Genomic DNA, 14575 nt, shown 5'->3' with positions numbered 1-14575 from the left:
CGCATTCTCAACTGGTCAAGATTGCATCGGCACTAGCAGCACCCAGTGACTGGACCCGGCTCTGCTGCATGCGCCGACATCAGCGAGGCACACAGGAGTGAGAGCGTCATATCAATGCGGAGCAGCAGCGTTCTCAGGAGTTGAACATCGAGTTCCTCCGAGATAAAACGTTGGGATCATGGCCGGCGGATTTGGAACGCGGCGTTCGCACCCCACGTCGCCACCATCAGGCTACCATCCGGAGCAACCGCCAGGCCCACCGGGCTGCTCAGACCATCCGCAATCACCGTGCGAACGCCTTGGCGGTCGACGCGACTGACCGTGGTGCCGCCATAGTCCACGACATAGACGGCGTCCGCGCCGGCAGTAACGATGCCGGGGCCAGGACTGCCCAGCTCGGTATTGACCATCCTGGACTTCTTCCCACCCGACACCAGGGAGATGCCACCTGCGATGTTGCTCACGAGTAAATCGCCATTGGCCAGTTCGACTGCACCTACCGGTGTTTGCAAGCCCTCCGCTGCGATCTCAACCTTTCCGTCTGGAGACGCGGCGAGAATTTGATTGGTCCTGCGATTCGCGATCAGCAAGCGACCGCGCGCATCGAAGAACAGCCCAGCAGGTGTTGCCAACCCCCGGACGAAAACAGTTTTGTCGCCATTCGGCGTGAAACGCCACACGAGGTCTTCGTTGTAAGAGGTGACGTAGACATCTCCTTTTGCCGAGACGGCCAGCCCTGATGGTCCGCTGAGGCCGCTGGCAAAGACCGTCCGCTCGCCCGTGGGGGTGAAGCGCATCACGGTGCCCGCAGACCAGTTCGCTACGTAGAGGTTGCCGCCTGCGTCGTAGGCCATACCGACCGGCGAGCTGAGTCCTTCATGGCTTGCTGTGCGATTCAGCTTCCACATGCCCGCCGACTGCTGCTGGGCAAAGACAGGCTGATCCAGCCAACCTGCCATCAGGAGCACCAAGCACATGGAGTAGCAAAGTTTCTTCATGCTGCGGCCTCTTGAGAGAAGATTTCTTTGGCCACGAACAGCCCGTTGAGCGCCACGGGGAAGCCGGCATAAACGGCCATCTGCATGATGACTTCGACTATCTCTTGCCGGGAGCAGCCGACATTGCGGGCGCCTTGGATGTGCACCTTGAGTTGCGGCGCGGCATTTCCCATGGCGGTGAGTGCCGCCACCACGGCAAGTTCCCGCATCTTGAGGTCGAGACCCGGCCTTGAATAGATATCGCCGAACGGAAACTCGATCAGCAGCCGCGCAAAGTCAGGCGCGATGTCTTGCAAGCTTTCGATAACGTTCTCGCCAGCCTGACCATCGATTTCCTTGAGCTTGGCCCAACCTCGAACATACCTGTCGTCATTCATATATTTACCTTCGCATGAGTTAGTCAGGTGACTGTATGAGGGGCCTGAAGATTCATCCAATACCTTTTTTGTGATACCTTTTAAGTATGAATGGAACCATCGACCTGCGACAATTCCGGTATTTCGTAGCCGTCAGTGAGGAGCTCAACTTCGGGCGGGCGGCGGAGCGCCTCTACATTTCTCAACCCCCATTAAGCCGGCAGATTCGTCAGTTGGAAGAGCAGCTTGGCGTCGAGTTGTTCGTACGGACCAAGGTGGGCGTAACGCTGACAAATGCAGGGGCGGCATTCCTGCCGGAGGTCAGGCGGACACTGGCTCAAGCGGGTAAGGCCGTGGCGGCCGCGCAGGCAGCACGACCTGCCGAGAGCGGTCAGTTCGTCCTCGGCTACACGACGGTGTTCGACCGAAGTGCCATTCCCGATGTGTCTGAGCCCCTGCAGAAGTGCTTTCCGAACTGGCGGATCGTCACCAAGGGCAAGCATTCGATCAGTCTCGTCCGAGACATCAAGAATGGAACGATGGACGTTGCCTTCATCGGCTTGCACACCGAGGCCAGAGGCCTAAAGGTGGAGACGCTGCTGGAGGAGCCGCTCATGGTTGCCTTGCCTGCAAACCATGCGCTTGCTCGCAAGCGGAGAATTGGCTTTGATGAACTCCGCGAAGAATCTGTATTCCGGTTTGAACGGAGGCTGAATCCGGGCTTCTACGACTACTGCCAGGCGTTCTTCGAAGGGATCGACTTTAAGCCTCGCACGGTTCCGGAACCCGACGACCACCACATCCTGCTCGGGCTCATCGCCGAAGGACAAGGCATCGGGTTGATCTCTGCCTCCCTGCAGAACGTCAAGCGGCAGGGCGTTGTCTTTCGACCGCTCAAGGAAGAGACTCGAAAGCTAACCAGCGGCATCGCCATGGCTTACTCGGAAAGCAACCCGTCAGCCGTTTTGGCTCAGTTTCTTGAGCTTGCGAGGTCGCAGGCGCGACAACCTGGACGGATTCGGTGAGAGAAGCTCCGCGCCTATCGAGCAATACGAGCACCATTTCGATGCGTATGCCACGTCTGCTTCTGGCCGACTGTAGCCTATTGGGCGAGCTGCTCAATTGGGAAAGTTAGGTCGAGAAAGTTCGGGCCGGGAGGCTGTCAGTTTGGATACGGGTTGCTATCTGAAGACTGGTGCCGTCGTGCCAAGGCCGCTCGCTGCAGCTCAGCAGCGTAACGTGTCTGCAGCGCCATACATCGCTGGTTGTCGAGCGCCCCTCTATTGTGAATATCGTGGAGCCGCTGCACAAAAAGAGGTACAGGGCTGCTAGTTCCTCAAGTCGGACGGATGCCGACTCCACCTCAAAGAGTGCGAGGTCGTTTTGTGGGGCGGTGATGGGGTTGGTGCCTCCCAGTTCGTCACGGAAATCCTGCCTCGCGTCGCCAAGACTTTTGACTTCAACCGGTTTGGCTACGATTCATTTACCGCAGACGAATCGACCGTGAACGCCTTCGTTTACGCGGGTTTATCTGGTCAGGAGGACGTGACTCGCTTGGCAGAAACCTGGACGGTTCAAGACGGAAGATTGACCAGTCTGCGGGTCTTCTACTATGACCCGCTGCTGGTTATCAACGCTGTTCGCCGGCGCGAAGCACTGTCAGCATGAGTCTCATTGAACTCTTACTCGCCATGTTCTGGCGCTGGGAATTGTCCGATTTCAGGGCATCCATCGCGCTGTCCGTCCAGAACATGGTCGCCATCTCCAGCGCAAACCCCGATCAAAAAACCCACTAACCTCTACCTCGTTATGGCACATATAGGAAACGGAACTGAGTACGGCTTGCACTGCCTGCTCCTGCTGGCGCGCCCCGACGCCAAACCTGCAAGCAGCCGCGATTTGGCGGAGCTGCAGGGTATCTCTACAACGTTCCTCGCGAAGATTTTTCCGAAATTGGAGCGCGCCGGCCTGGTCAAGGCCACCGCCGGAATTCGGGGTGGGTACCAGCTCGCGCGCCTGCCTGAGCAGATCTCTGTGCTGGATGTCGTCGACGCGATTGAAGGCGCCAAGCCGCTGTTCGACTGCCAGCAGATTCGTGGCAAGTGCACGATTTTTGAGGGAAACCCACCGCCGTGGATGACGCGCGGCATTTGTGGCATTCACGCCGTCATGCTGAAGGCTGAGAAAGCCATGCGCGACGAATTGGCGCGCACCAGCATCCGGGACTTGGTCGACGGTGTGGCGAACAAAGCACCACCCGACTTCGGGGTCAAGTTAGACAGCTGGTTTTCCAACCGCATCGGCGTCCGAACGGAAGCGCAGATCGCTGCCGTGACCGGCCCCAAGTCCCGGCGAAAAACGAGCGGCTAGTCGCCGACCAATCCCCCATTCACTTCAGCGTAATTCCGGCGCCATTTTGCACCGGCGGATTCGCTCGTCCCTGCATTTTTCAAGGAGAACCCAAATGCAACATCCCACCCCCCAACGGATACTCGTTATCGGCGCCGGCTTCGCCGGTATGTGGAGTGCACTCGCCGCTGCTCGCAGAATTGCCCTGGAGGCAAGTCCAAACCGGCCCGTCGAGGTCGCGCTCATTGCACCGCAGCCCGTATTGACCATTCGCCCAAGGCTTTACGAAGCCGCGCCTGCGGGCATGGCAGTTTCGCTCCGCGACCTCTTTGATGCGACAGGCGTGCGTTTCATCCCTGGCTCTGTCCGTGCGATCCGCACCGACACCGACGAGGTGGACCTCATCGATGGGAACGGTCACAGTTCGACTGTTCACTATGACCGCCTGGTCCTCGCAGCGGGAAGCAGCCTGTTTCGCCCAGACATTCCTGGACTGCGCGAACACGCATTCAGCGTTGACGAAGGCAATGACGCTGCAGACCTTGAAACGCATCTGCATGCGCTTACCAATGAGCCATCGTCGATGGCGCGAAACACGGTGATCGTAGCCGGCGGGGGCTTCACCGGACTCGAGATAGCGACCGAATTGCCTACTCGGCTGAGAGTCATCCTCGGTGAGAGCGCCACCATCCGCGTGATCATTGTGGAGCGGGCGGATACCATTGGACCAGACCTTGGACCGGGTCCGCGTCCCGAGATTCTTCAGGCCCTGGCTGACCTCGGCATTGAATGCCACTTAGGTTCAGCCGTCGCCTCAATTGACGCCGGAGGGCTGACCACCGTAAACGGTGAGCGCATCGAGGGTGCAACCGTGATTTGGACTGCAGGCGTTCGCGCCAGCGAACTTACCCAGCAGATTCCAGCGGAGCGTGATGCCTCGGGACGGTTGCGCGTAGACCACGATCTTCGGATTCCAACGGCACGCAAAGTATTTGTCGCTGGCGACGCGGCGGTCGCGCCGACGGACAACCAAGGCAATCACACCCTGATGTCTTGCCAGCACGCCATCCCGTCGGGTAAGTCGGCCGGCGACAACGCGGCGGCAGACTTGCTTGCTCTGGCCACCACCCCCTACAGCCAGCCGGATTACGTTACCTGCCTCGACCTTGGCGGCTATGGGGCTGTGGTAACCAAAGGATGGGACCGCAAGATATGGCTAACGGGCGCAGAGGCCAAGCAAATGAAAGTCATGATCAACAGCAAGTTGATTTACCCGCCGGTAGGTCGAGAAGCCGCCTTCGCCGCCGCCAATCCCGCCCAAGCGCTGGCTCTCTAAGCGAACAAAGTCCCCCCATGACACAAAGACTCGACTACATCAAGGGGTGCACCTACTGCATCGACTCACATTAAAGATCTGAACCCAAATGAACATGAACCAAGCCCAATTTCCCAGGCCGAAGATCGTCGTCATCGGCGCCGGTTTCGGCGGCATGGCGGCGGTCAAGGCGCTGGCAGGCTGCGACGCCGACATCACCTTGGTTGATCGCACCAACCACCATCTCTTTCAACCCTTGCTCTACCAGGTCGCAACCGCCGTGCTGTCGCCGGCTGACATAGCGACCGCCAGCCGGGTCTTGCTGCGGGACCAGAAGAACGCACAGGTGTTGATGTCGGAAGTGGTGGGCGTGGATGCCGACCGGCAGCGCGTCCACCTCGCCGAGGGGGAGGATCTGCCCTACGACCATCTGGTGCTGGCGACGGGTGCAGCCTACAGCTTCTTCGGACACGACGAATGGGCGAAGCACACCCAGGTCTTGAAGACGCTCGATGATGCCCTGGCGATCCGCACCCATCTTCTGGCCGCCTTCGAACAAGCCGAGCAATCCAACGATGCCGACACGGTCCGGCGCCTGCTGACCTTCGTCGTCATCGGTGCGGGTCCCACGGGCGTGGAGCTGGCAGGCACCATCGCCGAGCTGGCGCGCACGACCCTTGCCAAGGACTTCAAGCACATCGATCCGAGAATGGCGCGCGTCGTCCTTTGCGAATCCGGCGACCGGGTCTTGAAGGCGTTTCCGGAGAAGCTGTCTGCCTATGCGAAGGGCGCGCTTGAACGACTCGGCATCGACGTGTTGCTCGACCAGCCTGTCAGCGAGATCGATGCCACCGGACTGAAGGTGGGCGATCTCCGGATCGACACCGGGAACATCCTCTGGTGTGCCGGCACTGCGGCGCGCCCCGCCGCAGGCTGGGTCGGGGCCGAAGCCGCTAGCAACGGTGCGATCAAGGTGTTGCCAGACTGCTCGGTGCCCGGGCGACCCGAGGTCTTCGCGATCGGGGATGTTTCCCGCTTCGAAGATGTGTCGGCCGTACCGCTGCCCAGCTTGGCGGCTGTGGCAAAGCAGCAAGGCGCCTACGTGGGGCATCTGCTGAAGGCGCGCATCGCCGGTGCCGCCGCGCCGGCAGCGTTTCGCTATAACGACCTCGGAACCATGGCCGTGATCGGCCGTGCGCACGCGATCACACACCTTGGCCGCCTCGATCTCACGGGCTTCATCGCCTGGCTCGCCTGGTCGCTGGTGCACCTGATGTTGCTGGTGGACTTTCGCAGTCGGCTCATGGTCTACGTCAACTGGTCGTGGGCCTGGTTCACCCGTGGTCGCGGTGCTCGCTTGCTAGCAGCGGCGCCGGTCAGTCCGGCCATCGTCGCCAGAAAGTTACCAGGTCACCCATGAAAAGCGCACTTGAAGAACCAACCACAACCACTCCGCGCGACTTTCCGGCCGTAACCCTTCCGGATATTCTTGGTATTGCGCTCACGATCTGGGCATGGCGGGCGCGGCGGAAACCGACATTCGCAGAGGCAGCTTGATCGATGGACCAGATCCAGGCCATGCGGACCTTTGCCCGGGTTGTGGAGTCCGGCAGCTTCACGCGCGCCGCGGATTCGCTGGCAGTCCCGAAGGGCACGGTCACCAAGCACATCCAAGCACTGGAAGCCCTTGTGCACACCAAGCTGCTCAACCGCACCACGCGCCGCGTGACGGTGACGTTGGACGGCGCCGCCTACTACGAGCGCACGTCGAGCCTGCTCGCTGACCTCGACCATCTCGGCTCCAGCATGGTCGATGCACAGGCGACACCGCGAGGACGCCTGCGCATCCATGTCGGATCGGCCACAGCAAGTCTGGTAATCATTCCTGCACTACCGGCCTTCTACGAGCTTTACCCCGACATCCAGATCGATATCGGCGTGAGTGACCATATGGTCGATCTGATGGCCGACAACGTCGACTGCATGATTCACGTCGGCGAAATCGCCGACCAGTCTCTGGTCGCGCGCCGCATTGCCAATCTTCCCTTCGTGACGGTAGCTTCGCCCGCCTACCTGGAGCGCCATGGCACGCCGTTGCATCCGCTTGACCTGGGGGCAAAGGGCCATTCGATGGTGAACCAGTTTTCGGGCCGCACGCGTCGCATGGACGCGCACGAGTTCAGCAAGGACGGCAAGCGCGTTGACGTCGCAGCGCCCTACAAAGTCGCGGTCAACGAGAGCCATGCACTCACCACCGCCGTGCTCGCAGGACTCGGCATTTCGCAGATGATCGGCTTCATTGCGCACCCATTTCTCGAGTATGGCCAATTGGTGGAGGTGTTGCCAGACTGGACCCGCGAGCCCCTGTCGGTGTACGCCGTCTACCCGCCGAACCGACATCTCAGCGCCAAGGTTCGCGTCTTCGTCGACTGGGCAGCGCAGCTTTGCGGCAAGCACCCGCAGCGGAAGCTTCGGAGCGACCGCAGATCGTCTTCTTGAGCTTGGACGTTGTCTCGCGCCGATGCCGCGCCAAGATGCGCTATCGCAGTCGTGCAGTAATAGAGGTTAACTGGTGGCCGGCTTGGACTCAGTCCAGAGGATTGGTGTTCGTTCAGGCAATGCCTGCAAACTGCTCTTGAGCAGTCGTAGCCGGCGTCTGAGCGACCGGCCGCTCCTGGCCGCATTCTGCCGCATGTCAGCTGCATCAAATAGGGACTACACCGACACTCCACGACTGTGGGGGCGAAGTTCGGGACGGACTGCCAATTGCGCCAACACATCACGGAATTCATCGCGGCCCCCATCGGGTCCACCTCCGTAACCCATTTCGAAAATATCGAGGGTGGCGTCCAACCTGGAAAAGGTTAACTGAAGGTCTTCGCTTTGCTCGGTGGACCGGGCGATTTGGACAGCCTGTCGCGAGATGGTTCTGTGAGCATCCACTTCCAAAGTGGTGGTCAACAGGTGGAGTAGGTCCCAGAGAAGCCACCGGCCCGCGAGCTGCAGGTTTCCATTCCCGCTAGCGATGTCCTTCAAATTCGCGTGCAAGTTCGCGGTTCCCCGACTGGCTAGAAGTTCAACGACCTCTGACGGAGGCATGTTGAAGGAATCGACTATCTCAAGTGCCCAGTCTCGCACCTGCGCTTCGGTCAAAACACTAGCTTCCAAACCAAAACGAAAGTAGAGCGCTACGGTAGCGAAGTCTGGCTCGTTCATACTTTTTGAACGATCAAGGTAGTTGAACAGATGTCAGCTTCTGGCCGACTGTAGCCGAAAGGCTGGCTGGTCCATTCGGGCCCAAAGCTGCCGCCCACGGGTTTCACTGAGCAGTCACCAGAAGTCCGCATACTCAACTCAAATATGACCATCCCGCAGCCCCAAGGCACCCGCCTGCTAGAACCACAAAGACCCAGTAGAGTCCAGGAATCCCGCCCACAGCGGTGAACTTATTGCTTTGCAGTGCCTGCTGTTCACGCAAGGAAAGAGGGTCTGTGCCAACGGCTCGTCCCGAAGTTGACGGTACAGCCCATATTTGGTGCCGGGAAGTACGTTCGAATTGATGTGCATCTATGGCCAACAATGCGAAAAACCCAGCTAGAAGAAGAAATCCCAACGTAGTCATAAAAATCTAATGCCCTGCTTCTGGCCGACTGTAGCCGAAAGGCTGGCTGGTCCATTCGGGCCCACAGCGGAAGTTCACCATCCTCCGAAGCTGACGGTCAAGTCATCAGCAGTTCCGACCATGGAGAACTCTTTATCTCCGAAATTGCTTCGTTTGCTCCATCTTGCCGGTAGACCGCAACTATGGCGTCTTTCGCTAGGTTTAGCTGAACTAACTTTTCGCCAGTAGGCCACTCTCGGAGGCGAATATGTTCACATGGGTAAGCCGGAAGCGTTGCTCCAATTGCCCTAATCAGTGATTGATGGCCGCCCGATTCGGGGGCTGCACAACCTTCGATTTCACGAAGCGCCAAATCAACCAACCATTGATTGTGGGGGACGCCATCCCTGGCTATTCGCAGGTAGGCGGCGAATTGCGCCATGGGACGGAATGCAGCGAGAAAGGCCGCATAGACCACTCCTCGCCAACCGAAGTTAGAGGTTAGGTCGGATATCAACTTTTCATTCACTGCTGCGATGGCCTTAGAAATCGCGTAGTGCATCTCCAGTGGTTCATACTGAACGTCCGGAAACTGGCTCAAGACACTCCTCAATTCCTGTCCATCGCGATGCACCTTTTGGAGGAACCATAGTGCATTGTTTTCACGTGCGAGGTGCACGCAAGGAATCGGCTCCAGCAAAGCCCAAACATCCGATTCGACGTAAAAAGGAATTGGCATTATTTGGAATGAGACGGTAAATCGAAAGTCTGCAGTTGGCCGACAGTACCTATTCGCCAAACACCTGCCAACGGCAGCAACCAGCCTGAAGCCGCCGTCGGAAGGGACGACTTTGCAACGAAGGCAGTCACCTGGCCTGCCGTCGCCACAAACCACTCTTCTCCGTGTCTTGCCGCAAGCACCCCGGTTTTTTCGCCCAAGCTTTTAACCTACTTAGCGCTACCCACAGGTCTGTCAAATCTGCATGGCGTGGTGACCAGTTGTACTCAGCACACGCGAGTAAAGGCTCACCGGCGCCACGACGAGTTGCATCTTGCATCAGCGCTAAACTGCGCGCCGCATGATCAAGAAGAAGCCTCGTAAGCATCGCAGCGCCAAAGCCCATCCTCGTTACAACCAGAATCTCCCTTCGGCCACCGTACGGCGCTTCGGTATCGCGCTGATCACCGCCGGAATTGAGGCATTCCAGACCACCAGCTGCAGCCTGCAGCCTGCAGCCAACGGCCACGGGATCCTGTACCAAGCACAGCAAGTCCATAGCATCCTCGCGATTTGCCGCCTGCCCCCCTTCGCAGTCCACTCAGGGCTCCGCCCCGAGACCCTAAGCGGGGCGCACGGCAAGTTCAGTTGTCAGTTCAAAAGGACAAATCCGGCCGTTTCAACGCTTGAGCGCCCGACATTTAGATATATCTAAATTTTCAAATTGACCTCTATTGGGTCTCGGGGCGGAGCCCTGAGTGGACTGCGACGAGCGCGAAGCGATCTAGCTGGCGAAAACCTAGATTACGGCGTCAGCCGTACATCTGGCATCCTGCCCTGGACTTTGGTCGACTTGCGACACAGGTCTGGCACAGGTTTGGCAATGGTCTGGCAGTTGTTTGGCAGTGGTTCAGATATAGATCTCCAACAGATTTCAGGCACATGTGGAAAGCTCTGGCAGTGGATTTGCAGCTTTTCGACAGCGATTCCAAAGCAGGTTGACCGCCCTATGGTTGAGATTGCCCAATCAGCAAGGGGCAGTGAGATGGGGCTGATAATCCATGCAGAAAATCGGAACAATCCCCCTGAGAAACTGCGACTGAATGCTCGACGACATCAAAAAAACCTTGTGGGCCACCGCCGACAAGCTTCGCGCCAACATGGACGCCGCCGAATACAAGCACCTGGTGCTCGGCCTCATCTTCGTCAAATACATCTCTGACACCTTTGCCGCCCATAACGCCAGCCTGGCCCTGCGCCTGGTAGACCCGGACGACGAATACTTCTACGGCCAGGCCAGCGCCGAAGACGTGGCCGCCGAGCTGGAAGACCGCGACTACTACAGCGAGGCCAACATCTTCTGGGTGCCCGAAGCCGCCCGCTGGGAGGCGCTGCGCGCTGCCGCCAAGCAAGCCACCATCGGCAAGCACATCGACGATGCGCTGACCCTGATCGAAGCCGAAAACCCGCGCCTCAAAAACATCCTCGACAAGCGCTACGCCCGCGCCCAGCTGCCCGACGGCAAGTTGGGCGAGCTGGTCGATCTGGTGTCCACCATCGGCTTTGGCGACACGCCCGATGTGGCCCGCGACACCCTGGGCCAGGTGTACGAGTACTTTCTGGGCATGTTTGCCAGCGCCGAGGGCAAGCGCGGCGGCCAGTTCTACACCCCGGCCAGCATCGTCAAAACCCTGGTCGCCATCCTCAACCCGCACACCGGCAAGGTCTACGACCCCTGCTGCGGCTCGGGCGGTATGTTTGTGCAAAGTGAAAAATTCATAGCAGCCCACGAAGGCAGGACGGGCGACGTGGCCATTTACGGCCAAGAATCCAACCCCACCACCTGGCGCCTGGCCGCCATGAACCTGGCCATCCGCGGCATCGACTTCAACCTGGGCAAAGAGCCCGGCGACAGCTTCACCCGCAACCAGCACCGCGACCTGCGCGCCGACTTCATTTTGGCGAACCCGCCCTTCAACATCAGCGACTGGTGGCACGCCAGCCTCAGCGGCGACCCGCGCTGGGCCTATGGCGAGCCGCCCGCCGGCAACGCCAACTACGCCTGGCTGCAGCACATGCTGTACCACCTCAAGCCCACGGGCCGCGCCGGCATTGTGCTGGCCAACGGCAGCATGAGCAGCAGCCAGAACAGCGAGGGCGAAATCCGCGCCGCGATGGTCGATGCCGACGTGGTCGAAGTCATGGTCGCCTTGCCCGGCCAGCTGTTCTTCAACACCCAAATCCCCGCCTGCCTGTGGTTTCTGGTGAAGCAGAAAAAGCAGCGTAAAGGCGAGGTGCTGTTCATCGATGCCCGCAAGCTCGCCAGCATGATCAGCCGCGTGCAGAGCGAGTTCACCGACGCGGTGATAGATCGCATCGCCGCCACCGTCGCCGCCTGGCGCGGTGAAACCGGTGCCGAGACGTACGCCGACCAGCCTGGCTACTGCCGTAGCGTGAAGCTGGCCGAAATCGCCCAGCACGGCCACGTGCTCACCCCGGGCCGTTACGTGGGCGCCGAAGAGGTGGAAGACAACGACGCGGACTTCGCGACCAAGATGCAGCTGCTGACCGAGAAGCTGGGCGAGCAGATGGCCAAGGGCGCGGAGCTGGACCAGTTGATCCGTCGGAAGCTGGGGGGGCTGGGGTATGAGTTTTGATTGGACGACTACCACCCTCGGTCAAATTTGTGACGCCCAGGGCGGCGCAATTCAGACCGGCCCTTTTGGCAGCCAACTGCACACGTCGGACTACACCGAAACAGGTATTCCGGTGGTTATGCCAACCAACATTGGTGACGGTGGCATCGTGGAAGATGGCATTGCACGCATTGCCCAAGCCGACGTAGATCGTTTGTCGCAGCACATTCTGCGGTTGGATGACATCGTGTTTAGTCGTCGAGGCGATGTGACCAAAAACGCGTTGATCCGCCCGCATGAAGTAGGATGGTTTTGTGGCACAGGTTGCCTGAAGGTAAGGTTGGGCAGCGGGGCTGTTGCGGATGCCAAATTCATTTCGCATTGTTTGCGTTTGCCCGAAACCAAGGACTGGCTGATTCGCCATGCCGTGGGGGCAACGATGCCGAACCTGAACACCGGCATTTTGTCGGCGGTTCCTATCTTCTTGCCACCGTTGCATGTTCAGCTTGACATTGCAGCCATGCTGGGAGCCTTCGACGACCGCATCACCCTCCTGCGCGAAACCAATGCCACGCTGGAGGGTATCGCCCAGGCGCTGTTCAAGTCGTGGTTCGTCGATTTCGACCCCGTGCGCGCCAAGATGGAAGGCCGCACCCCTGAAGGCATGGATGAGGCCACGGCGGCGCTGTTTCCCGATGGCTTGGAGGATTCGGAGCTGGGGTTGGTGCCGAAGGGGTGGCAAGCCGTGCGGTTGGACGACTTATGCAAAAGATACGGTGGCAGTATTCAAACGGGTCCGTTTGGGAGCCAGTTGCACGCGTCCGACTATGTTGAAACAGGTATTCCTGTTGTCATGCCGAAAGACATCCAAAACCGAAGAGCCATGACCGATTCAATTGCGAGAATTGGTGTCGCCGATGCCGATAGGTTGTCTCGACATAAGGTGATGGCTGGCGATATTGTGTTCAGCCGACGGGGTGACGTTGAAAAACATGCCTTGATGACCGAACGCGAAGTAGGCTGGATTTGTGGCACCGGATGTTTGCTTTTGCGGCCCGGAAAAGCATGGCCATCTGCGACATTTCTTTCCATGACCCTGGATGCACCTAGGGCACGAGTTTGGTTAGTCCAGCATGCTGTTGGTGCGACCATGCCAAATATCAACACGGGCATTTTGGGTTCTGTGCCCGTGATTCTTCCGTCGGAGGCTGTTTTGATGGTGTTCGAGGATGTCATTGCTGCATGCGAGCTGCAAAGAAGTCACAACGCATCAACTGCGGAAACCCTCGCCACCCTCCGCGACACCCTGCTCCCGCGTCTGATCTCCGGCCAGTTGCGGCTGCCTCAGGTGCATCAAGAATTGGAAGCTGCTTTGCCATGACTACCAAACCGGGCACGCAGTACGCACTTTTCGAGGTGGCAGAAGCCACTCCGCTGGAGACACCATTGGCCTCCACCGCGGAAAAGCGGTTCAGCGATTACGTGGTGTATGTCGATGAAAGCGGTGACCATTCGTTGGTCAGTATTGATCCGAGCTACCCGGTGTTTGTATTAGCACTGTGTGTGTTTCACAAGCGGCATTACAGCGAGCAAATCATTCCGGCTGTCGAAAAGCTGAAGTTCAACTACTTCGGACACGACAGCGTGGTTCTGCATGAAAACGAGATCAGCAAGCAAAAGGGTGCTTTTGCCTTCTTGAGCCATCGGCCTACGCGCATCGGGTTCATGGAGCAGCTGAATTCGATCATGGAAGCGAGCAATTTCATTTTGATCACTTGCGTGGTGGACAAGGCGCGGCTGTCGCGTAGCGGCGGCACCAGCTCCAACCCGTATCACATTGCACTCAGTATTTGCTTGAATGCGCTGCACGGCTTTTTAACCGAGAAGGGCCAGGAGAACCTGCGAACCCATGTGGTAGTGGAGTGCCGTGGCAAAAAAGAAGACAGCGAGTTAGAGCTGGAGTTCAGGCGGCTGCTGGATGGCAGCAACTCTGGCGGTCAACGCCTGCCATTTGAAATCGTTTTTGCAGACAAGAAGACCAACCTGACCGGCTTGCAACTTGCTGATCTGGTTGCGCGACCTGTGGGTGTGAACTACCTACGGCCTGCTCAGGCGAATCAGGCATTTGAATTGCTGAAGCGCAAGTTTTACTGCGATGGCGGTCGAGCCGGTGTTGGTATGGGTTACGAGAACGTGGGGTTGATGGTGTATCCGCCCCAGAAAGCGAAAAGCCCCGATGAACCCACCGAGGCTATAACGCCGACCAGGAACCCCCAATCCACTTGACCATTAGTTTAACCTAATGAAGCTTTGCGATGGGTTGAATGGCGCCCGACGCGCAAAAATGATGCGGGCTTTGCATCTTATCGGCAGTTACAAGGGGGGCATGGCAGGTGAAGGGGAGTAAAACCCGGATCGCTATTATTTCAATAGCTTATAGTGCAATGAATATATGCTCTAGAGCCTATTTTCACACATGATTTCCCAACGAATATCTCATGCTTTTGGCGTAGAGGACATGTATAGAAATCAGCGTTTTCTATACATGTCACGGCTAACATGCATAGAAAGTTACATTTCTTGAACATGTCGCCACCATCTG

General features: G+C 58.5%; 15 protein-coding genes. 11 read left to right on the top strand and 4 right to left on the bottom strand.

Features of this window, described 5'->3' with window-relative positions; all coding sequences use genetic code 11:
• Positions 1-176: 176 nt before the first annotated feature.
• The gene (locus J2X19_RS00460) at positions 177-998 is read right to left on the bottom strand and encodes an NHL repeat-containing protein (RefSeq protein ID WP_310369659.1); all 822 of its coding nucleotides are present in this window, start codon (positions 996-998) and stop codon (positions 177-179) included.
• Positions 995-1375 (bottom strand): carboxymuconolactone decarboxylase family protein, encoded by a 381-nt coding sequence (locus tag J2X19_RS00455; protein ID WP_310369657.1) that lies wholly within the window; start codon positions 1373-1375, stop codon positions 995-997. Before J2X19_RS00455 ends, J2X19_RS00460 begins: the two co-directional genes overlap by 4 nt.
• 86 nt (positions 1376-1461) lie before the next feature.
• On the opposite strand from J2X19_RS00455, the gene J2X19_RS00450 reads away from it, so the two are divergent.
• From J2X19_RS00450 to J2X19_RS00420, 7 genes are all read left to right on the top strand, one after another.
• Positions 1462-2379 (top strand): LysR family transcriptional regulator, encoded by a 918-nt coding sequence (locus tag J2X19_RS00450; RefSeq protein WP_310369655.1) that lies wholly within the window; start codon positions 1462-1464, stop codon positions 2377-2379.
• A 358-nt stretch (positions 2380-2737) separates the two neighbouring features.
• Positions 2738-3022, top strand: a complete 285-nt coding sequence (locus tag J2X19_RS00445; RefSeq protein WP_310369653.1) for a nuclear transport factor 2-like protein — start codon at positions 2738-2740, stop codon at positions 3020-3022.
• Complete coding sequence (locus tag J2X19_RS00440; protein WP_310369651.1) at positions 3019-3150, top strand: hypothetical protein; 132 nt, start codon at positions 3019-3021, stop codon at positions 3148-3150. The genes J2X19_RS00445 and J2X19_RS00440 overlap by 4 nt, the downstream gene beginning before the upstream one ends.
• Before the next feature lie 13 nt (positions 3151-3163).
• On the top strand, positions 3164-3724 hold the full coding sequence (locus J2X19_RS00435) for an RrF2 family transcriptional regulator (RefSeq protein ID WP_310369649.1): 561 nt from the start codon (positions 3164-3166) through the stop codon (positions 3722-3724).
• Between the two features lie 94 nt (positions 3725-3818).
• Complete coding sequence (locus tag J2X19_RS00430) at positions 3819-5039, top strand: NAD(P)/FAD-dependent oxidoreductase (protein WP_310369647.1); 1221 nt, start codon at positions 3819-3821, stop codon at positions 5037-5039.
• 94 nt (positions 5040-5133) lie between these two features.
• Positions 5134-6438 (top strand): NAD(P)/FAD-dependent oxidoreductase, encoded by a 1305-nt coding sequence (locus J2X19_RS00425; RefSeq protein ID WP_310369645.1) that lies wholly within the window; start codon positions 5134-5136, stop codon positions 6436-6438.
• A gap of 140 nt (positions 6439-6578) precedes the next feature.
• Positions 6579-7517 (top strand): LysR family transcriptional regulator, encoded by a 939-nt coding sequence (locus J2X19_RS00420; RefSeq protein ID WP_310369643.1) that lies wholly within the window; start codon positions 6579-6581, stop codon positions 7515-7517.
• 216 nt (positions 7518-7733) lie between these two features.
• Here the strand turns inward: J2X19_RS00420 and J2X19_RS00415 are convergent, their stop codons facing one another.
• Together J2X19_RS00415 and J2X19_RS00410 are read right to left on the bottom strand one after the other, a co-directional pair.
• Positions 7734-8234, bottom strand: coding sequence for a hypothetical protein (locus J2X19_RS00415; protein WP_310369641.1), 501 nt, complete (start codon positions 8232-8234; stop codon positions 7734-7736).
• A 503-nt stretch (positions 8235-8737) separates the two neighbouring features.
• Positions 8738-9358: a hypothetical protein gene (locus J2X19_RS00410; protein WP_310369639.1), complete on the bottom strand. Its 621-nt coding sequence runs from the start codon at positions 9356-9358 to the stop codon at positions 8738-8740.
• A 340-nt stretch (positions 9359-9698) separates the two neighbouring features.
• Between J2X19_RS00410 and J2X19_RS00405 the strand changes: the two genes are divergently transcribed.
• The 4 genes from J2X19_RS00405 to J2X19_RS00390 all read left to right on the top strand — a co-directional run bounded on the left by J2X19_RS00405 (position 9699) and on the right by J2X19_RS00390 (position 14259).
• A complete protein-coding gene (locus J2X19_RS00405; RefSeq protein ID WP_310369638.1) occupies positions 9699-10052 on the top strand; it encodes a hypothetical protein in 354 nt (117 codons plus the stop codon).
• Positions 10053-10440: 388 nt separating this feature from the next.
• Entirely contained in the window at positions 10441-11994 is a 1554-nt protein-coding gene (locus J2X19_RS00400; RefSeq protein WP_310369636.1) for a class I SAM-dependent DNA methyltransferase, read from the top strand.
• Entirely contained in the window at positions 11984-13354 is a 1371-nt protein-coding gene (locus tag J2X19_RS00395) for a restriction endonuclease subunit S (protein ID WP_310369634.1), read from the top strand. Before J2X19_RS00400 ends, J2X19_RS00395 begins: the two co-directional genes overlap by 11 nt.
• Positions 13351-14259: a DUF3800 domain-containing protein gene (locus J2X19_RS00390; RefSeq protein WP_310369632.1), complete on the top strand. Its 909-nt coding sequence runs from the start codon at positions 13351-13353 to the stop codon at positions 14257-14259. The genes J2X19_RS00395 and J2X19_RS00390 overlap by 4 nt, the downstream gene beginning before the upstream one ends.
• Positions 14260-14575 lie beyond the last annotated feature (316 nt).

The sequence above is a fragment of the Rhodoferax ferrireducens genome (assembly GCF_031458075.1).
GTDB classification, from domain to species: Bacteria; Pseudomonadota; Gammaproteobacteria; order Burkholderiales; family Burkholderiaceae_C; genus Rhodoferax_B; species Rhodoferax_B ferrireducens_A.
This window is presented reverse-complemented; position numbering and strand designations above follow the sequence as displayed.